The sequence below is a fragment of the Streptomyces sp. NPDC050732 genome, assembly GCF_040654255.1.
Classification (GTDB): Bacteria; Actinomycetota; Actinomycetes; order Streptomycetales; family Streptomycetaceae; genus Streptomyces.
Genome location: NZ_JBFAHP010000021.1, coordinates 15,742 through 34,768 on the forward strand (window position 1 = coordinate 15,742; position 19,027 = coordinate 34,768).

A 19,027-nucleotide genomic window follows, 5' to 3' on the forward strand; every position below is an offset into this window, starting at 1 on the left:
GTGCCGGCTCGCTGCTGCCGATAGTTGCGTGCCGGCAACTGGATGCCAGTAGCGGCGAAGGCCCCCCGTCGACAGTCGACTGTCGACGGGGGGCCTTCGCGTGGTGGCGCTGTTCTTTCTCCGGCTGTCCCGGGCGGGACCTCAGCGGCCGGATCCCGGGTGCGTCCTGCGGTACCTGCGGTCCCAACGCTCCTGGCGTTCCTTGCGGATGCGGTAGTCGCGGTACGTCTTGGGGTAGCCGCCGCCACCTGCGCCGCCTCCCCCGCCCGCACCGCTTCCGCCACTGCCGCCGCTCCCGGAACCGCTCTTCTTGTCGGCCGAACCGCCCTCGTAGAAGCGCACCAGGTAGAAGGCGAGTGCCGCTGCGGCCAGCCAGAGCAGAGGCTGATTGAAGCCCAGGCCGAAGAGGGCCAGGATCGCGACGACTATCAGGACGTTCATGGCTGCACCTCCGTGGCTCGAAGGGGGCTCTTGTGCGCGGCTGGTAGGGAGTCAACGCCCGCTGTCAGCGCGTGTCAATGGCTTTACGGGAGGGAGTCGTCGGGCGTGTCGTGGGCGTGCTTGAGGCGGGCCCGCGCGGCGACGACGTCCGGTCCTGAGACCTGCTCCCAGTAGCGGTGGCAGGTCACGAAGACCGCCAACTCCCTTTCGCGCGTACGTAGTTTCTCGACCTCGGCCTGTTCGTCGGGGGTCCAGCCGGGGGAGGCGGGGCGTTCCACTCTGCGCCAGCCGCCCGTGTCGCTGAAGCCGTCGAGGGGCTCGACCGACCAGGGCAGGCGTTTGAGCAGCGCCAGGAGCGTGGAGCGGACCTGGTGCAGTTCCTCCTGGCCGGCGAGGAGGTCGCTCGGGAAGTTATGGGCTGGGGTGGCAGGCACGCGGTAATGGTACTCCTGTTCGAATTACGTGTGCGAGTGATCCGGGGGGTGGGATCCGGCCGACGGGACCACTGCGGCACTGGCCCGATGGCGACCCGGCGGTGGCAAGCTGGAGGCATGTGCCGAAGCATCAAGACGCTCCGTCCGCCCGCCATCCCCGAGGACGCCACCGAGGAGGAGATCCGGGCCGCCGCGCTTCAGTACGTACGCAAGGTCTCCGGCTTCCGCGCCCCGGCCGCGCACAACCGCGAGGTGTTCGAACGGGCTGTGGACGCGGTGGCGGAGGCGACGGCGGAGCTGCTGGCGGACCTGGAAGTACGCGGGGCACGCACGTCATAGCCGTGCCCTGCTGCTGCCCCGGCCGCGGGGCGAGAGGGTGACGACGTTGGCGCTCGGCCGGCCCCGGACGCGGCAGACGGACCCGAGCGGCACCTTCGCGGCCGCACGGGGCACGCCGCAGAGCGCGGCGCCGTGCAGACTCCGCAACGGCGGCGGCCTAGGCCCGCAGGGCGGGTGTATGGGCGATTTTCCGGGGAGCCCGGGGCCCGGGAGGCGGTGCGGGCCGCGTGCCGCTCGATGCCTTCGCCGCGTTCGGTTCCGGGTGCCGGACCAGGCATGCCTCTGGGTGCGACCGGCGCGGGCGGCATTCCGAGGGGGCACGGGGCTCGTGCGGGTGCGCCGGGCCTTGCGGCTTTGCCGCGTTCGGTTCCGGGCGCCGGGTCAGGAACGCCGCCGGGCGCGACCGGCGCGCGGACGGAACGCAGGGACAGGTGCCTGGGAGGCCTTCCAGGGGCTCCCGGGGGCCCGTGCGGGTGCGCCGGGTTCTGCGTCTTCGTCGCGTCCGATTCCGGGCGCCGGACCAGAAATGCCGTCGGGCGCGACCGGTGCGAACGCGGGGGCAGGTGTGTGGGTGGCTTTTCGAGGGGCGGGCCAGGGGTCCGGACGGGGCGTGCGGGGTGGCTATGCCTTTGCTGTGTCCGGGGTTGGGCGGCGGACCAGGAATGCCGCGCCCGCGCCTGCCGCGAACAGGGCGAGGAGGGAGACGCCCGTGGCGAGCCACGTCGCGCCGAGCCACTGGCCGCCGAAGTAGCCGAGGGCGACGCTGTAGCCGGCCCAGGCCAGGCCGGCCAGGGCCGACCAGGGCAGGAACTCGCGCAGCTTGCGGTGGGCCGCGCCCGCGCCGAGGGAGACGATCGAGCGGCCCGCCGGTGCGAAGCGCGCGATGACGACGAGGATGCCGCCGCCCCGCGCGAGCGCCGTGCCGAGTCGTTCCTGCGCGGTGGTCAGGCGCCGGGAGCGGGCGATGGCGCGGTCGAGACGTTCGCCGCCGCGCCAGGCAAGCCGGAAGGCGACCATGTCGCCGAGCACGGAGGCCGTCGCCGCGCAGAGGGTGAGCACGAGGATGTCGGGGACGCCGTGCGGCACCTGCCCCGCACCGGTTCCCGCCGCCGCGGCCGCCGTGGCCGACATGATGACGAGGACGCCGCTCGGCAGCACAGGAACGAACACGTCGAACAGGACGGACAGGGCGACGACCGCGTAAATCCACGGACTGCCGGTCAACGCCCCCACACTCTCAAGCACCGCAACTCCCCGTTACTCCCCGTTACTCACCGGTTGGCAGCGCGTTGCCGCTGTTGTCGCGGGGAACGGCAGGGGCGGCCTGGTGACAGCTGTACAGCGTACGCCGCGTGAGGGGCGCGAGATCCACTGGGGGTTTAGATGTTCCCTACGTCACGTTCACCCGGCTGCCTCCCCCGATGCGGCGTACGGCACCGAAGTCCCGTACGAACGAGTCAGCGCCCGAGTGGGACGTGAACGACATCAGGGACGGAGCGGGCGATGGTGTCAGGGGTGCTGGCCGGGGTTGGGGTCGGGATCGGGGCCGTCGCGGCCGCACTGGCCGTGAGCGGTGGCGCGGTCGCCGAAACCCCCTGGGTGCGGGCCGAGGGGCGGTTCGCGCCGCCCACGGCGTTCATCCCCTCGCCTGCGGTGACGTACGACCAGGGACTGGTCCCCGCGGCGTCGTGGATCGAGGTCGTGCAGCGCGGCGTCGGGGACGGCATGACCGTCACCCTGCGGGTCAGGGGCATGAAGCCGGGGCACGCGTACGGCGTGCACGTGCACCGCAAGCCGTGCGGCGTGGAACCGGAGGCGGCGGGCGGCCACTATCAGCACCGCGTCGACCCGGTGCAGCCGTCGAAGGACCCGGCCTACCTCAACCCGGAGAACGAGGTGTGGCTGGACTTCACCGCCGGAGCGGACGGCTCCGGGTCGGCGAGCGCGGTGCACGGCTGGGGGTTCAGGCCCGGCGAGGCCGCCTCCGTGGTCCTGCACCACGAGCCCGGCGGTACGGGTGACAGGGCCGCCTGCTTCACGGTGCCGTTCGCGCCCCGGGCGCACGCGAAGGCCGATGGCGCGTAGGACGGCTCATAGACGAAGGGCGGCGCCCCTTCCCCGTACCGCGAGGCACGAGGGAAGGGGCGCCGCCCCGTGAACGGAGGTCGCGGGTCAGGCCGCGACCGGCGCGCGCTTCGAGCCCGCGTCCTGCCCGTCGGCCCCGCTCTCGCTCCGCGAGGCGAAGAACCGGTCCAGGCCGAACGCGCCGGACCCGGTGAAGACGAGCAGCAGCATCGCCCAGCAGAAGATCGCCGCGGCCTCGCCGCCGTTCTCCATGGGCCACAGCGCCTCCGGCTGGTGGACCTTGAAGTAGGCGTACGCCATCGAGCCGGACGAGACGAACGCGGCGGCCCGGGTGCCGAGGCCCAGCAGGACCAGCGCGCCGCCGACGAGCTGGATGACGGCCGCGTACCAGCCGGGCCAGGTGCCGGCGTCGATCGTGCCGCCGCCGGCCGCGCCGCCGAGGACTCCGAAGAGCGAGGCGGCTCCGTGGCAGGCGAAGAGCAGGCCGATCACTATGCGGAACAGGCCGAGGGCATAGGGCTGGGCGCTGTTGAGACGTCCAGTCATGGTGGGGGACTCCTTCGGTTGGGGGACGGTAACCGAGCGGAGGCCCAAGATTAGGCGAACCTAATTAGTGCTTGCAAGTTCAACATTCGGTCAGTCGGAGATTCCGCTTCGGCTCCGTCCGGGGGCCGGGCAGTGGCTCGCCGGCCCAGGCGGCCAGGCGGAGCACGGCCCGCGCCACCGCGTCCGCGTCCGACAGGGTGACGGAATCGACGCCCGGCCTGGCACCGGCCGCGGTCACCCAGTGGACCCCTTCGGTGGGCACTCCGAACGCGAACCTCCGTGCCTGGGCGCGCCCTTGACGGTCAATCAGGTGATAGGGCCGGGGCGTCACGTCCAGGCCTCCGGTTTCGTAGCCGTCGACCACATGGGGCCTGCACCCGCCGCTCGCCAGGAGCTCGCCGAGCAGCGCGTCGCCGGTGCGGCGCAGGTCCGGCTCGGGCAGCCGGGCCTCGATCAGCGTGGTGACCCGTACGGCCGAGTCCGGCACGTCGGGGGAGTGGGCGAGGAACGCCCCGCCGTCGGGCCGCACGGTCAGCCGCGGGCCGAGCACCTCCAGGACCCCCGCCTCGATCAGCGCCGCCATCTCCTCGATGCGGCGGCGCGGCGGGCCGATGGACAGGAAGGCGTTGAGCGGCGTGTACCAGCGGTCGAGGTGGTCGCGGCGCGAGGTGCCGGGGAGACCGCCGTGGTCGACGATGGCGCGGAGCTCGTTGCGCAGGTCGCGGAGCACGTCGAGCGCGGCCTTCAGCGGTCCGGCGACATTGCCGAGCGCGGCCTGCGCGGCGTCCTCGCGCAGCCGGTCCAGAAGCCACTCGCGGTGGGCACCCGCGGAGGCGAAGGGGCGCGGCGGGTGCGGCCTGGAGAGCCGGTCCCAGGACCAGCGGTCGGCGTCCCCGATGCCGAACTCGCCCAGCACGCAGGCCTCTTGAGGGCTGCGGTGACCGGTGGCGAGAAACCGTCCACGGAAGTCGCTCACCTCTGCCGGACCGCCGCCCCGGCCCGCAAGGAGCGCCGCGTAATAGACCGTCTCCACCTCCTTCGCGATCAACGGCCATATCTCGTCGAGGAAGTCGGGGGCGTCCCCGCTCTCCGCGCGCTTGCGGAAGCGTGCCACCACGTCACCGGTCAGGACGGCGGGCTCGTGCCGCCCGTACGGGCCCTTCGCGTTGTCGCCGCGCGCCTGGTACGGGACGCCGCGCCGCGAACCCGCGTACAGCAGAGGCTCGCGGCCCGACGGCCGATATCGCAGCGCGCCGCCGGGCGTTCGCACGTACCGGCCGCCGCGGCCCTCGGTGAGCAGCGCCATGTGGTCGAAGAAGTTGAGGCCGAGCCCGCGCAGCAGCACCCGCTCGCCCGGGGCGACACGGGACAGGTCCAGGTCGGCGGGGTTGGCGGGCGGGAAGTGGCGCAGGCCGTGCCGCGCCGCGTGGTCCGTCAGGCGCCGCTGCTCCGGCGTGCCGGCCGTCGGCAGGTGGCCCTGCGCGAGCACGACCGCCGCGAGGCCGGACAGTTCGAGGCCGTCGTCCAGTACGAGGGTCTGCGCCCCGTCGGCCGCCCCGGTCAGCCGCACGGCGCGCGCCGCGTGCACCTGGACGCGGACCGCGCCGGGGGCGCCGCGCACCGTTTCGGCGAAGACCCACTCCAGGTAGCGGCCGTAGCAGGCGCGGGTCGGATAGTCGTCGGGCCCGAGCCCCGGCACGTGCCCGGCGGCCGCCCATTCGTACAGGCTCGGGCCCGGTCGTATCGGCCCCGAGCAGTCGACGCTCTCGTCCGTGAAGAGGGTCACCTGGGACGCGACGGTGTTCATCAGGAGCTCGGCGGGCTGCGCGGTGCGCCAGACGCGGCCCGCGCCCGGCGGGGCGGGGTCGACGACGTGGACCGTCAGACGTGTCCCCGGCGCGAGGAGTTCGGCCGCCGACGCGCAGAGCCGTTCGAGCACGCTGGTGCCGCGGGGGCCCGCGCCGACCAGGGCGAGGGCGGCATCGTGCGGTGCGGGCCGGGGTGGCGCGGGTGGGAGCGGCGCGGGTACAGGTGCAGACAAAAGCGTGACTCCCGGGCATATAGAGAACGCTGGAACGCCGAAATGCCGGAGCGCCGGAGCGCCGGAGCGCCGGAGCGCCGGAGCGCTGGAACCGGACGGTCCGCATCGGTCCGCATCATCATGCCGTCGGCGGCCCTGATGCCGAACCCCCGCCGGAGGATCCGCTTCCGGCTGTGGGTCGCGTCACACCCGGGCCGCCCTCACGAGAGCTGCGTCGACTCCGCCGTCTCCAGGCGCACGCTCCCGCCGCGCACCGCCCGCGCCTGGTCGAGCCGGAGCAGGGCCGAACGGCCGCGCAGCGTCAGGGTCATCAGCTGGTTGCCGAACCAGGGCCCGCCCGTCCTGCGCCAGTCGATGCCCGCCTGCGTCACCCCGGCATGCCGGGCGAAGCGCCGTCCCAGCGCGCGCCCCACCCGGCTCCAGCCGAAGCGGAAGCCGAGCTTTATGGAGGCGGGGATGGAGTTGTGCACGGGGGAGCAGGTGAGCTGGAGGACCCGGGCCTCGGGGCCTTCGCCCGCGGGCCAGCTCGGCTCGGCGATGTAGGCGTGGTGGACGTCGCCGGAGAGCACGCACACCGTCGCGGGGGCCCGCGGACCCGAACCCGCCGCCGTGATCAGCGCGGTGAGCGCTTCGAAGGAGGCGGGGAAGGCGGCCCAGTGCTCCAGGTCCGAGCGTCTTCGCAGGTTCTCGCCGAAGCGGGCCCAGCGGTCGCCGCGCTCGCCGCGGCACAGCGCGGCGTTCCACCCCTCGGCGTCGTGGATGAGGTGGGGGAGGAGCCAGGGCAGGGAGGTGCCGATGAGGAGATGGTCGTACGCGCCCGGATCCGCCAGCGCCTGCTTGCGCAGCCAGTCGGCCTCGTCGGCGTCGAGCATGGCGCGCTCGCCCTCGTCGAGGACGCGGGCCGCGCGGGTGTCGACCATCAGCAGGCGTACGCGGCCGAAGTCCCGCCGGTAGCTCCAGCGGGCGGTGGTGGGGTCCGCGTCGGCCGCGGCGGCGAAGGCGCGCAGCGCGTCCGTGCCGTCCGGGGTCGCGCGCACGGAGGCGTAGAGGGCGTCGCGCGCCAGCTCCTCGGGCGGCAGGTTGCCGAGGTGCTGGTAGACCCAGTACGACATCAGGCCGCTCAGCAGGCGCTCGCGCCACCAGGGCGTGGCCCGTATCTCGGCTAGCCAGGCCGCACTGGTGTTCCAGTCGTCGACGATGTCGTGGTCGTCGAAGATCATGTTGCTCGGCACGGTGGACAGCAGCCAGCGGATCTCCGGGTCGAGCCAGGACTCGTAGTAGAGGTGGGTGTACTCCTCGTAGTCCGCGACCTGGGCGCCCGGCGGGTCGGCGAGGTCGCGGCGGGCGGCCAGCCAGCGCTGGGTGGCCTTGGAGGTCTGGTCCGCGTAGACCTGGTCGCCCAGGAGCAGCAGGACGTCCGGGCGCTCGGCGGTCGGGCCTGCGGCGATGCGGGCGGCGAGGGTGTCCAGGGCGTCGGGCCCCACGGGATCGTGCTCGCCGGACGGCGGCGCGGCCCACCGGCAGGAGCCGAAGGTGACGCGCAGCTCGCCGGCGCCGGTGCCGCCGGGCGCCGCCGGCGTGCGGATGGTGCTCGCGGGGTACGGCGATGCGGGCAGGGGCCAGACGACGGCCCCCTCGCCTTCGCCGAGCCGCACCTCGTACGCCGTCTCCGTGCCGGGGGTCAGGCCGGTGACCGGGACGAGCGCGTAGTGATGGCCGGCGATCTGGAAGGTGCGTGCCGAGCCGCGCGCGCCGTCCGCGCACCGCACCTCGGCGGTGCAGGGCCGGTCGGCCTCGACCCAGACGGTCGCCGTGGCGCCGTCGACGTACCTCAACAGTGGACCCAGGCGCAGCCGTGCCACAGGTGATCACCCTCCTCCGTCGCCCCGTACGGTACGGAACGACGGAGGAGGGCGGGCCGGTTCCGGGACAACCCGTCGGACCCGGTCGGCCCGCGGGCGGTCAGGAATCGTTTCAGCAGCGGTTGAGCAGGGAGGACAGGGCGCTCTTCTCCTCGGTGTTCACCGACAGCTTGTAGTGGTGCTTCACGTCCACCCACATCCGGGCGTAGTAGCAGTGGTACGAGGCGGTGGGCGGCAGCCACTCCGCCGGGTCCTGGTCGCCCTTGGCCTGGTTGACGTTGTCGGTGACGGCGATCAGCTGTGGCTGGGCCAGGTCGTTGGCGAAGCCCTCGCGCTGCGCGGTGGTCCAGCCGCTCGCGCCGGACTTCCACGCCTCGGAGAGCGGCACGACGTGGTCGATGTCGACGTCGGACGCGGCGGTCCAGGTGCCGCCGTCGTAGGGGGACTTCCAGGTGCCGGAGGTGGCGGCGCAGCTGGCATCCTGCTGGACGTTCGTGCCGTCGCGCTTGAGGACGACCTCGCGGGTGTTGCAGGCGCCGGACTGCGTCTTCCAGTGCGGGAACTTGTCGCGGCTGTAGCCGTCGGAGGAGCCCTCGGCCTTGACGGTGAGCTCGCCGAGGTAGGTGCGGGCCGTGGCGGCGCCGACCGGGGCCGGCGGAGCAGCCTGGGCGGGGGTGCCGGTGAGGAGCGTGGCGGCGGAGGCCAGGGCGACGGCCGCGGCGGCGAAGGCGGGCCGGACGTTTCGACGCGCGTAGACAGCGGGCATGCGAACTCCCTTGATGTGGGGGGCGGTTGACCGGTGGGGCGGTCAGAGTTGCGGGTCGTGGTTACGGCTGGATGTGCGTGTAGTGACAGGGTCGCGTCAAAGAGGTGCCGACTTCAAGGGTTCTGGCGCCGCGTCAAGTGCATTGGGCGGTACGGAAGTTGCATTTCCGCGCACATCGGCGCGCTCCCGTGATCCAGGTCACTCCGGCGCGGACCGAAAGTCCCTGGTCGCGACCCGTGCGCCGTCCCGTACGATGGACGGCGCAGAAGGGGAGTAGCTCTTCGCCGGACCGTCGACATACTGCTCAGCTCGTCTGAGCCGGCGCCCGGAGGCAGGCCCCACGGGGCAGGCCAGCGAGACCTTCGGCAAGCAGTGCCCGACGTACGCACCCCGTGTACGTCCAGACGTCCACATCCGTGTACGTCCGTGTGCGCTGCCGTGCCGAGGTGTCGTACGCGAAACGGTGGAACACTCTCGGTGGGGCGGCCCCGACCGATTGAGGAACCCTTGATCAGCTTCAGCGTGATGGCGCTCGTCTTCGGCGTCGTCTTCCTTGCCGAGCTGCCGGACAAGACGGCGCTTGCCGGACTCGTCCTCGGCACGCGCTACCGCGCCTCGTACGTGTTCGCCGGCGTCGCGGCCGCCTTCACCGTCCACGTGGTGCTCGCCGTCGCGGCGGGCAGCGTCCTGACCCTGCTGCCGCAGCAGCTGGTCCACGCGCTGACGGGCGTCCTCTTCCTCGGCGGCGCCGCGATGCTGCTCCTGAAGGGCGGCGGCGAGGAGGAAGAGGTCAAGCAGCCCGAGGACCAGAGCTTCTGGAAGGTCTCCGGGGCGGGCTTCATGCTCATCCTGGTCGCCGAGTTCGGCGATCTGACGCAGATCATGACCGCGAACATGGCGGCGCGCTACGACGACCCGCTCTCCGTCGGCCTCGGTGCGGTGCTCGCGCTGTGGGCGGTCGCCGGACTCGGCATCGTCGGCGGAAAGGCGCTGATGAAGCGGGTGCCGCTGGCGCTCATCACGAAGATCGCGGCGCTCCTGATGCTGGGGCTCGGGGTGTGGAGCCTGTACGAGGCGATCGCCTGAGGCCGGCCCTGTGGGCGGGGTCGGCTGTCGGATCTCTGAAAGTGACCCCTGGCGGTCCTTTTTGCGGGCCTTGACCGGTCTGACCTGCGGCGTTGGCTTTTGGGGCCCGGTTTTTGTACCGTGCAGGAACAAAGTGGCTCCGCCCGTACTCCCTGACCGGCGGGCGGGGCTGCCTTGATCTTTCGCTGCCCCGATCTTCCGCTGCCACTGCGCTCTGGAGCACCCGATGACGGCGACGACCGCCGACCCTGTCGCACCCGTTCTGACCGCCCGGGCCGTTCTCCTCGACATGGACGGCACCCTCGTGAACTCCGACGCCGTCGTCGAGCGCTGCTGGCGGCGCTGGGCCGTCCGGCACGGGCTCGACTTCGACGAGGTCATCAAGGTCGTCCACGGGCGGCAGGGATACGCGTCCATGGCGGTGCTGCTGCCGGAGCGGCCCATGGAGGAGAACTACGCGGAGAACCGCGAGATGCTCGCCGCCGAGACCGCCGACATGGAGGGCGTCGTGCCCGTGCCGGGCGCGCCCGCCTTCATGGCCGCGCTGGCCGGCCTCCGGCTGCCGCACGCACTCGTGACCTCCGCGAACGTGCCCCTGTCCACCGGACGCATGGCCGCGGCCGGGCTCGCGCTGCCCGACGTACGGGTGACCGCGGAGAGCGTGGGCGCGAGCAAGCCGGACCCCGAGGGATTCCTCAAGGGGGCGGCGGCGCTCGGTTTTGACCCGGCGGACTGCGTGGTCTTCGAGGACTCCGAGGCGGGCATACGCGCGGGGCAGGCGGCCGGCATGAGGGTCGTGGGCGTCGGCCCCCGGGCCGCGCAGTTCGGCCCTACCGTACATGTGGACGACCTGGCGGGCGTGGGGGTCGCGGACGCGGGGGACGGGTCGATCAGGCTGACGTTCGCCTGACCTTCGGCAGTCGTCCGGCTGACGGCGCCGTACGGGTGGGGCGAGTGGGGCCCAGGTAGGTCGGCCGGCGGGTGGTTCAGGGTTCCGAGGTCTCCGATTCCAGGCTGCGACGCGTCTCGCGGCCGTACTCGCCCCGGGCGTCGTCCGTGAGGCCACGGGCCCACTGGTAGCGGGCCACCGCGTCGGTGACCCGGGACGTGTAGACGCCGTCCCGCTCACCCACGTACAGATAGAGCTGCGCCAGCCGCCCCTGCAGTTCGGCGACGCGCGCCCCCTTGTCGCCCTGCCGCAGCGTGGCGTCGGCCGCCTCGCGGGGCGGCGCCGACGCAGACGGCCCGGCCGAGCCCGTCGCCCGCGCCGTCGAGGGCGGCGCCGAGGGTGCCGACGGAGCCGAGCGGGTGGGCGTGGCCGAGGGCGGCAGGTGCACGCGAGGTGTGCTCGGGGCGACGGAGGGCGTGCGCGAGAGGGACGCCGACACGGACCGTCTCGCCGACGGCGGCGCGGGCTTCGTCGGGTCCGCGTACGCCGACGCCGGGTCGCCCGGCAGCGCCCGGTCCCGGGTCGGCCCGTCCGTGGCCGAGGAGAGGAGCCCCACCGCGAAGACGCCGGCGGCCACCACGGCTGCTGCCGCCCCCGCACCCGCCCCGGCGAGCAGCGCCAAGCGCCGGTTGCGGGCCGACTTCTCGGGCGGGGCGGATTCGGGCGCGGGCTCCGCGTCCTGGAAGGGGAGGGGCGGCTGGGTCAGGTGGGCCGACCGGGCCGGCAGGGGTGCCGTATCCGCCCCCGCACACTCTGCACGCTCTGCACGCTGGGTACGTTCCGCCGGGGTGGTCGTGTCGGGGTCCGGCAGCGAGACGTAGGGACGTATGCGCAGCGGATCGAAGTCCTCCGCGGCGGAAGCCGCCGCCGACCGGGCGCGGGCCCGGTCCACGGCGTCGACCACGCCTGCCGCGCCGGCCACGTCCGCCGCGCAACCGCACGCCGTGGACGCACCGTCCCCGGGCTCACGAGGCCCGGCTCCGCACGCGGGGCACCGCCGCCCGCCCCACTGGCCCCGCCCGCCCCGTAACCCCTCGTGCCGTTCGTCCTGTCCGGCCACCGGCCGTTCCTCCCCTCCTGCGCCCCGCCCGCCCCGAGAGCTCCAGCGATTATGCAGACCCTCGCTTCAACAGGCCATAACGGGAGACACGGACCAGGATGGAAAGGGAAGGCCGCAACGGACTCCACGGACTCCACGGGCTCAACGGACTCACGGGACTCACGGGACACAACAGACCCGACAGGCCCGGCAGGCCCGGCGGACCCGCCGAGAACAGCTGCCCCGGCGGAATCAGCTGACCCCGTGGCTCCTCCGCGGCCCCGACGGACTCCCAGGAGGTGTCCATGTCGCAGGACGTCAGCGCCCGCTCCGCAGGAGAGGGACCCGGCCCCGCCCCGACACACGCCGGCGGCAACGGGCATCCCCCCGGAAACGTACTGATCTCCATCGGCGCACTGCTGCTCGGCATGCTCCTCGCGGCCCTCGACCAGACCATCGTCTCCACCGCTCTGCCGACGATCGTCAGCGAGCTCGGGGGCATGGATCACCTGTCGTGGGTCGTCACCGCGTACATGCTGGCGGCGACCGCCGCGACTCCGCTCTGGGGCAAGCTCGGCGACCAGTACGGCCGCAAGAAGCTGTTCCAGACCGCGATCGTGATCTTCCTGGTCGGCTCGGCGCTGTGCGGCATGGCGCAGAACATGCCGCAGCTCATCGGGTTCCGCGCGCTGCAGGGCCTCGGCGGCGGCGGGCTCATGGTGCTGTCCATGGCGATCGTCGGCGACCTCGTGTCACCGCGCGAACGCGGCAAGTACCAAGGGCTCTTCGGCGCCGTCTTCGGCGCGACCAGCGTCCTCGGGCCGCTGCTCGGCGGACTCTTCACCGAACACCTCTCCTGGCGCTGGGTCTTCTACATCAATCTGCCCATCGGCGTGATCGCGCTCGCGGTCATCGCCACCACGCTGCACATCCCGGTGCGCAGGACCCGGCACACCATCGACTACCTCGGCACGTTCCTCATCGCGTCTGTCGCCACCTGCCTGGTCCTTGTCGCCTCGCTCGGCGGCACCACGTGGGCCTGGGGCTCGCCGCAGATCATCGGGCTCGCGGTGCTCGGCGTGGTCCTGGCCGGGGCCTTCGTGGCGGTGGAGCGCAGGGCGGCGGAGCCGGTGATCCCGCTGAAGCTGTTCCGGATCCGGACCTTCACGCTCTCCGCCGTCATCAGCTTCATCGTGGGCTTCGCGATGTTCGGGGCGATGACCTATCTGCCGACGTTCCTCCAGGTCGTGCAGGGGGTCTCGCCGACGATGTCGGGCGTGCACATGCTGCCGATGGTGGCCGGCATGCTCCTGTCGACGACCGCCTCCGGCCAGATCGTCAGCCGTACGGGCCGCTGGAAGGTCTTCCCGATCGCCGGTACGGCCATCACCACGCTCGGACTGCTCCTGCTCCACCAGCTGAACGAGAACAGCGGCACCGGCGAGATGAGCGCGTACTTCTTCGTCTTCGGCCTGGGCCTCGGCCTGGTCATGCAGGTGCTCGTCCTCATCGTGCAGAACGCCGTCAGCTACGAGGACCTCGGCGTCGCCACGTCCGGCGCGACGTTCTTCCGCTCCATCGGCGCCTCCTTCGGCGTCGCGATCTTCGGCACCGTCTTCACCAACCGGCTCGGCGACAAACTCACCGACGCCCTCGCCGGACAGCAGCTGCCGCCCGGCCTGAGCGTCAGCACCCTGGAGGCCGACCCGCGCGGCATCGCCCGGCTCCCCGCCGACCTGCGCCCCAGCGCCCTGCACGCGTACGCCTCTTCGATCACCGACGTCTTCCTCTACGCGGCGCCGGTCGCCCTGGTGGCCTTCCTCCTCGCCTGGTTCCTGCGCGAGGACAAGCTGCGCGCCTCGGTGACGGCACCCGACCCGACACAGACGCTCGCCAGCAACCCCGTGGAGCGTTCGTCGTACGACGAGTGCGCGCGGGCGCTCTCGGTGCTCGGGACGCGCGAGGGGCGGCGCAAGATCTACGAGAGGATCACGGAGCGGGCCGGCCACGACCTGCTGCCCGCGTCGAGCTGGCTGCTCCTGCGCGTCGCCCGGCACGGCTCCGTCGAGCCCGGCGTGCTCGCCGAACGCACCACGGTGCCGCTGACCGTCATCACGGCGGCCGCCCGCCAGGTCGAGGAACGCCGCCTGGCCGAACGCCGGGGCCTGGAGATGGTCCTCACCGACCGGGGCCGCGAGGTCGCCGCCGAACTGGCCACGGCCCGCGAGGAGTCCCTGTCCGAACTGCTCGGCGACTGGTGGGGCCCCCACCGCCCGACCGACCTGGCCCAACTGGTCAAGGAACTCAGCTCCGAACTGTGCGGCTCGGAGTCGGAGCGCCCGCACAACGGCTCGACGGTGGCGCGGGCGGCGTGACGTGACCGGCCCTTGCCGGCCCGGGCGGCAGCAGCCGTGGTGGCTGCCCGGCGCCCCAGGGCGACGGGGCGAGGAAAGAGGAAAGGGGACGGGCCGTGGTCCGGGTCGCTCCGGGCACGGCCGTGCCCCGTACCCGAAGCGCTCCGGGTACGGGGCACGGTGTCTGCCGCCGGGAGGCTATGCGCCCTTGGGCGCGGCCTGCTGGACGACCTCGAAGGACCAGACGGAGGACCCGCTGGCGGCGGGCTTGGGACGGTCGCCGCCCTCGCCGCCGCCCTGGTGCGCCGCCTTCATGGGCCCCTCCATCCACGCCTGGAAGGAGGCCTCGTCACGCCAGCGGGTATAGACCAGGTACTGGTCCGTGCCCTCGATCGGGCGCAGGAGTTCGAACCACTCGAAGCCGTCCGAGTTCTCCACCGCGCCCGCGCGGGAGGCGAAGCGCTTTTCCAGGATCTCGCGCTGTTCGTCGGGGACGGTGAGGGCGTTGATCTTCACGATGCTCATACCGCCATCCTGCCGCACCGGGGTGTCGGGACGGCGTGAGCCCCGGCGGGGGCACGTGAGCGGTCCCCGCCGGGGCTCGGAGCCTGGGTCACAGGCGCAGCAGGCGTTCTGCCGTCTCGCGGTAGTCGCGCAGGGCCAGGCGGAGCTGTTCCGTGTCGCCGGTGGCCGTATTGCCGGTGGCCGTATTGCCGGTGGCCGTACCACCGGTGGCCGTGTCGCCGGTGCGGGGCCGGGCGGTGGCGGGCGGGGCGGCGTCGATGGTCGCGGGGGCGGGCTCGCCGGGTGCGCCCTGCCGGGGCGCGTCCTGCCCGGGTGCGCCCTGCGGCGGGAGGGACTGCCAGGTCGTGCGCAGGGTGCGGCGGCGCTCCTCCAGGGTGCGTGTCAGGTCGGCGATCGTCTCCTCCAGGACGCGGTCGGCGCTCTCGACGGCGACTCGCGGCTCGTCGACGAAGCCGTTGACGGCGTTCTGGAGGCGCAGCGTCAGCTTGTCTCGTGCGTCGGGCGGGAAGAGAGCGGTGCCGGTACCGGTGCCGTCAGCCATGCTGGACTCCCTTGTGGGTGATGCCGGTCGAACGCTTGTGGGTGCCGTGCCTGCCGTCGTGCGCGGCGTCGGCGTCGGTGTGCTGCTCCTTCACCAGGGCGTCGAAGAGGGCCCGCGCCTCGATCATGGCGGCGCGCATCTCCTCGGTGCCGGCGCGGTGTTCCTCGGCGCCCGGCGTGTCGAGCGCCGCGCGGTGCACCTTGCGGTACCCGTGGACGTGGTGGGCGTGGTGCACGGAGAGCGCGTCGACCTGGTCCTCGTAGTGGCCCGCGTCGGGGAAGCCGCGGGCCCCCGCCACCTCGGCGATGAGCCGGTCGGCCTCGATCAGGGCCTCGCGGGGGGAGTCGACGAAACGTTCCTGGGCGACGGTCCAGCGCGCCGCGTACTCCTCGCGGGCGGCGGGCGCCAGCGGCCGCGTGCGCAGCGAACCGTGCCGCTTCACACGCTCGCCGAGGTCGCGCTCGGCGGCCTTGGTGTCGCCGTCGTGCCGGGCGACCGCGCGGTCGTACTCGGGCCCGAAGCGGCGCCTGAGACCGCGCCTGCCGCCCGCGCCCTGCCGCTTGCGGCTCAGTACGGCGAAAGCGGCGGCGACGAGGACGACGGCGACCACGATCAGAACGATGAGCAGGACTGTGGACATGGGTGGGTGCCCTTTTCGGCTCGGGGATCGGCCTGGGGCGCGAGACCCTGGGGGCCTCGACACCCGTTCCCCGAATCGAGTTGCCCGAAAAGGGGCCGTCAAACGGCCGTCCCCGAGGGCGAGTCGGGCCTGATGGCGCTCCCGCACGGGGAGGCGCTTAGGATGCGGCAGCGCGACATACCGGCCGCGGGCCGCCGACCACGGCCGTGCCGCACCGAGTCGAAGGAGCGTACCGACGTGCTGGAGCTGACCATGGCCTCGGTGTCCGGGGCGGACGCGGGTGCGACCGCGGGCATGTTCATGGCCGAGACCCCGAGCGAGCCGGGTGCGGTGCTGCGGGTGGGGCGGGACAGGAACGTGTGCCGGCTGGTGACGCCCGACGACTGGCTGTTCGTGTCGCGTACGCATCTGGAGTTCCGCTGCGGGCCCGACGGGGCCTGGTCCGTCCGGTGGCTGCGCGGCTCGAACCCCGATCCGGCCTCCGAGGTGCGGATGGTGTCCGACGGCGCGGCGCGGCCCCTCGACTACGGAGGGGCGGCGTCGCTCTCCCGGGGCGGCTCCGGGGAGATCGTCATCCAGGACCGGTCGGGGCCGCGGAGCGTGAACATCGGCTACTACCACGAGGGTTGAACCCGCGAAGGTTGAGTTGACGAAGGCCGGGCGTCAGGCCAGTACGCGGGCCAGCGCGAAGCCGTCGTATCCCTTGACGCCGACCGTCTGCACCGCCGTCCCGCTCAACTTGGGGTGTTCGGCGATGAGTTCGAGAGCGGCCCGGGTGCCGAGCACGCTCGGGTCGGTGCTGGCGGCTTCGGTGACGGCGCCGCCCCGTACGACGTTGTCGAGGATGATCAGGCTGCCGGGGCGCGTGAGCTTGAGCGACCACTCCACGTAGTGCGCGTTGTTGACCTTGTCGGCGTCGATGAAGACGAGGTCGAAGGGCTCGGGGCGCGCGGTGTGTTCGGCGCCGAGCGCGGTGAGCGAGTCCAGGGCCGGGCCGACGCGCACCTCGACGAGCTTGTCGAGTCCGGCGCGGGCGAGATTGCCGCGGGCCACGTCGGCGTGCGCGGGGTTGTGTTCGAGGGTGATGAGGCGGCCGTCGGCGGGCAGGGCGCGGGCCAGCCAGATGGTGCTGTAGCCGCCGAGGGTGCCGATCTCCAGGATGCGGCGGGCGCCCTGCGTCAGGGCGAGGAGGTGGAGCAGCTTGCCCTGGTTCGGGGCGACGTTGATGTGCGGCAGTCCCGCCGTGTCGCTGTCGCGCAGGGCGGCGGTCAGGGCCTCGTCGGCGGGGGCGAGGAGGTCGGTGAAGTAGTCGTCGACGGCGTTCCACTGCTGCTGGTTCATGCGACTCGCACGTTCCCTTCGTCTGTGTCTGCGACTTCGTCCGCTCGACCGTTCGACAGTTCGACTCTCTAGTTAGTTTCGCTAAGGAGTCTACGGCGGGCGGAGGGGATTGTCAGTGGGGGCTCGCACACTGGGAGTCGAAGATCAGCGGGTCCGGTGACGGGGGGGAATGTGGTGGCGTACGGGGGAGCGGTGCGGGGGTTCGCCGAGCGGTGGCTGCCCGAGATGGCGCGGTCGGCCCCCCCCCGGGGCCCCGCCCCGAACCCCGCGCCTCAAGCGCCGGAGGGGCGGGGATGACTCACCGGAGGGCTCAAATACTCAGGAGGCGCTGGTGCCTCAGGAGGCGCCAGAACCCCTCAGCGCCCTCGCCTCCGCCTCCGTCTCCACCGCCGGGGGCGACCCGGGCAGCGGGCTGCGGGCCGATTCCGTCATGTACCAGACGGCGATGCCGCCCACCACGGCCGCCGCCATCATGTAGTACGCGGGCATCATCTTGTCGCCCGTCGCGCCGATCAGCGCCGTGACGACCAGGGGGGTCGTGCCGCCGAAGACCGAGACGGAGATGTTGAAGCCGATGGAGAGGGAGCCGTAGCGGACCTTGGTCGGGAAGAGGGCGGGGAGCGTCGACGGCATCGAGGCCGTGAAGCAGACGAGGAGCATGCCGAGCGCGCCGAGGCCGAGCCCGATCGCCCACAGGGAGCCGTCGCGGATCAGGAGCAGGGCGGGGACGGAGAGCAGGAAGAAGCCGGCGCAGCCCGCGGCGATCACCGGGCGGCGGCCCACGCGGTCCGTGAGCGCCCCCATGAACGGCTGGGCGCACATCATGAGCGCCATGACGGCGAGGATGACGAGGAGACCGTGCGTCTCGTCGTACTTGAGCTCGCTGGTCAGATAGCTCGGCATGTACGACAGCAGCATGTAGTCCGTGACGTTGAAGACCAGGACCAGGCCCATGCAGAGGAGGAGCGCCTTCCACTGGCCCGTGACCATGTCGCGCAGCCGCACCTTCGCGCGGGTCTGCTCGTCCTTGTGGGCCTTCTCCAGCTCGGCGGCAAAGGCCGGGGTCTCCTCCAGCTTCATGCGGAGGTAGAGGCCGATGAGGCCCATCGGACCCGCGATCAGGAACGGGATGCGCCAGCCCCAGGAGAGCAGGTCGTCCGAGGAGAGCAGGGCGGTCATCAGGGTCACGAGGCCCGCGCCGCCGATGTAGCCCGCCAGCGTGCCGAACTCCAGCCAGCTGCCGAGGAAGCCGCGCTTCTTGTCGGGGGCGTACTCGGCGATGAAGGTGGACGCGCCCGCGTACTCGCCGCCCGTGGAGAAGCCCTGCACCAGGCGGGCCGCGAGGAGCAGCACCGGGGCCCAGACGCCGATCGACGCGTAGGAAGGGATCAAGCCAATCGCGAAGGTGCCCGCCGCCATCATGATCATGGTCAGTGCGAGGACCTTCTGGCGGCCGACGCGGTCGCCCAGCGGGCCGAAGACCATGCCGCCGAGCGGCCGGATCAGGAAGGCCGCGGCGAAGGCGCCGAAGGTGGAGAGCAGCTGGGCCGTCGGGTTGCCCGACGGGAAGAAGACCTTGCCCAGCGTGACGGCGATGTAGCTGTAGACACCGAAGTCGAACCACTCCATCGCGTTGCCGAGGGCGGCCGCCTTCACCGCGCGCTTGACCATCGCGGGGTCGGTGACGGTGACGGTACCGTCCTGAGCTGCTTCTTCCGGTGTTCCGGCCCGGGGCCCGGGCAGGTGTCCTTGCGAGGACTCCGGCTTGCGTAGTGCGACGGGTGCGGCGCTCGCCAAGGGTTCGCTCGCCTCTTTCGGTCGACGACAAGGACAAGGCCGCACCCGGAAACCGGGGCGGCCCGAAAAGCGACCATAGGTGCAAGGGGCATCATTACGGTGGGTGCCCGGACGGCCGCACTCCGCACGGAAACCGCCGTTATCCAGGCCAAACGGCTTTTCGCCCGGTAGGGGAGACTAGGTCTGTATGTGATCTATGTCGCCGCCCCGGCCAGGAACCGCACGCGTACGGCACGCCAAA

19 protein-coding genes are annotated in these 19,027 nt (G+C 72.5%); 6 read left to right on the top strand and 13 right to left on the bottom strand.

Features of this window, described 5'->3' with window-relative positions; translation table 11 throughout:
• Window positions 1–141 precede the first annotated feature (141 nt).
• Window positions 142–441 carry a hypothetical protein gene (locus AB0H82_RS20260; protein ID WP_362994531.1) on the bottom strand — a complete coding sequence of 100 codons (300 nt, stop codon included), beginning with the start codon at window positions 439–441 and terminating at the stop codon, window positions 142–144.
• Between the two features lie 83 nt (window positions 442–524).
• A complete protein-coding gene (locus AB0H82_RS20265; RefSeq protein WP_362994533.1) occupies window positions 525–875 on the bottom strand; it encodes a hypothetical protein in 351 nt (116 codons plus the stop codon).
• Between the two features lie 117 nt (window positions 876–992).
• Between AB0H82_RS20265 and AB0H82_RS20270 the strand changes: the two genes are divergently transcribed.
• Complete coding sequence (locus tag AB0H82_RS20270) at window positions 993–1,214, top strand: DUF2277 domain-containing protein (protein ID WP_362994535.1); 222 nt, start codon at window positions 993–995, stop codon at window positions 1,212–1,214.
• A 621-nt stretch (window positions 1,215–1,835) separates the two neighbouring features.
• Here AB0H82_RS20270 and AB0H82_RS20275 read toward each other — a convergent pair.
• Entirely contained in the window at window positions 1,836–2,459 is a 624-nt protein-coding gene (locus AB0H82_RS20275) for a VTT domain-containing protein (protein ID WP_362994537.1), read from the bottom strand.
• Window positions 2,460–2,717: 258 nt separating this feature from the next.
• Between AB0H82_RS20275 and AB0H82_RS20280 the strand changes: the two genes are divergently transcribed.
• Entirely contained in the window at window positions 2,718–3,299 is a 582-nt protein-coding gene (locus AB0H82_RS20280) for a superoxide dismutase family protein (protein WP_362994539.1), read from the top strand.
• Between the two features lie 87 nt (window positions 3,300–3,386).
• Here the strand turns inward: AB0H82_RS20280 and AB0H82_RS20285 are convergent, their stop codons facing one another.
• The 4 genes from AB0H82_RS20285 to AB0H82_RS20300 form a co-directional block, all read right to left on the bottom strand.
• Window positions 3,387–3,845, bottom strand: a complete 459-nt coding sequence (locus AB0H82_RS20285) for a DoxX family protein (protein WP_362994541.1) — start codon at window positions 3,843–3,845, stop codon at window positions 3,387–3,389.
• A gap of 79 nt (window positions 3,846–3,924) precedes the next feature.
• The gene (locus tag AB0H82_RS20290; RefSeq protein WP_362994719.1) at window positions 3,925–5,814 is read right to left on the bottom strand and encodes an FAD/NAD(P)-binding protein; all 1,890 of its coding nucleotides are present in this window, start codon (window positions 5,812–5,814) and stop codon (window positions 3,925–3,927) included.
• A 272-nt stretch (window positions 5,815–6,086) separates the two neighbouring features.
• The gene (locus AB0H82_RS20295) at window positions 6,087–7,748 is read right to left on the bottom strand and encodes an alkaline phosphatase D family protein (RefSeq protein WP_362994543.1); all 1,662 of its coding nucleotides are present in this window, start codon (window positions 7,746–7,748) and stop codon (window positions 6,087–6,089) included.
• A 112-nt stretch (window positions 7,749–7,860) separates the two neighbouring features.
• Window positions 7,861–8,514 (bottom strand): HNH endonuclease family protein, encoded by a 654-nt coding sequence (locus tag AB0H82_RS20300; RefSeq protein ID WP_362994545.1) that lies wholly within the window; start codon window positions 8,512–8,514, stop codon window positions 7,861–7,863.
• Window positions 8,515–9,021: 507 nt separating this feature from the next.
• On the opposite strand from AB0H82_RS20300, the gene AB0H82_RS20305 reads away from it, so the two are divergent.
• A complete protein-coding gene (locus AB0H82_RS20305; protein ID WP_362994547.1) occupies window positions 9,022–9,600 on the top strand; it encodes a TMEM165/GDT1 family protein in 579 nt (192 codons plus the stop codon).
• A gap of 226 nt (window positions 9,601–9,826) precedes the next feature.
• Window positions 9,827–10,510 carry an HAD-IA family hydrolase gene (locus tag AB0H82_RS20310; protein WP_362994549.1) on the top strand — a complete coding sequence of 228 codons (684 nt, stop codon included), beginning with the start codon at window positions 9,827–9,829 and terminating at the stop codon, window positions 10,508–10,510.
• 76 nt (window positions 10,511–10,586) lie between these two features.
• Here the strand turns inward: AB0H82_RS20310 and AB0H82_RS20315 are convergent, their stop codons facing one another.
• Window positions 10,587–11,471: a peptidoglycan-binding protein gene (locus AB0H82_RS20315; RefSeq protein ID WP_362994551.1), complete on the bottom strand. Its 885-nt coding sequence runs from the start codon at window positions 11,469–11,471 to the stop codon at window positions 10,587–10,589.
• A 422-nt stretch (window positions 11,472–11,893) separates the two neighbouring features.
• Here AB0H82_RS20315 and AB0H82_RS20320 point away from each other — a divergent pair, with 422 nt between their 5' ends.
• Complete coding sequence (locus tag AB0H82_RS20320) at window positions 11,894–13,963, top strand: MFS transporter (RefSeq protein WP_362994553.1); 2,070 nt, start codon at window positions 11,894–11,896, stop codon at window positions 13,961–13,963.
• A 177-nt stretch (window positions 13,964–14,140) separates the two neighbouring features.
• On the opposite strand, the gene AB0H82_RS20325 is transcribed toward AB0H82_RS20320, so the two are convergent.
• The 3 genes from AB0H82_RS20325 to AB0H82_RS20335 form a co-directional block, all read right to left on the bottom strand.
• The gene (locus AB0H82_RS20325) at window positions 14,141–14,467 is read right to left on the bottom strand and encodes an antibiotic biosynthesis monooxygenase (protein WP_362994555.1); all 327 of its coding nucleotides are present in this window, start codon (window positions 14,465–14,467) and stop codon (window positions 14,141–14,143) included.
• A gap of 88 nt (window positions 14,468–14,555) precedes the next feature.
• A complete protein-coding gene (locus AB0H82_RS20330) occupies window positions 14,556–15,008 on the bottom strand; it encodes a hypothetical protein (protein WP_362994557.1) in 453 nt (150 codons plus the stop codon).
• Window positions 15,001–15,648, bottom strand: coding sequence for a hypothetical protein (locus AB0H82_RS20335; RefSeq protein WP_362994559.1), 648 nt, complete (start codon window positions 15,646–15,648; stop codon window positions 15,001–15,003). The genes AB0H82_RS20330 and AB0H82_RS20335 overlap by 8 nt, the downstream gene beginning before the upstream one ends.
• Window positions 15,649–15,885: 237 nt before the next feature.
• On the opposite strand from AB0H82_RS20335, the gene AB0H82_RS20340 reads away from it, so the two are divergent.
• Window positions 15,886–16,278: an FHA domain-containing protein gene (locus tag AB0H82_RS20340; RefSeq protein ID WP_362994721.1), complete on the top strand. Its 393-nt coding sequence runs from the start codon at window positions 15,886–15,888 to the stop codon at window positions 16,276–16,278.
• Between the two features lie 33 nt (window positions 16,279–16,311).
• Here the strand turns inward: AB0H82_RS20340 and AB0H82_RS20345 are convergent, their stop codons facing one another.
• Window positions 16,312–16,989: an O-methyltransferase gene (locus AB0H82_RS20345; protein ID WP_362994561.1), complete on the bottom strand. Its 678-nt coding sequence runs from the start codon at window positions 16,987–16,989 to the stop codon at window positions 16,312–16,314.
• A gap of 336 nt (window positions 16,990–17,325) precedes the next feature.
• Window positions 17,326–18,732 carry a glycine betaine/L-proline transporter ProP gene (gene proP, locus AB0H82_RS20350; RefSeq protein ID WP_362994723.1) on the bottom strand — a complete coding sequence of 469 codons (1,407 nt, stop codon included), beginning with the start codon at window positions 18,730–18,732 and terminating at the stop codon, window positions 17,326–17,328.
• Window positions 18,733–19,027 lie beyond the last annotated feature (295 nt).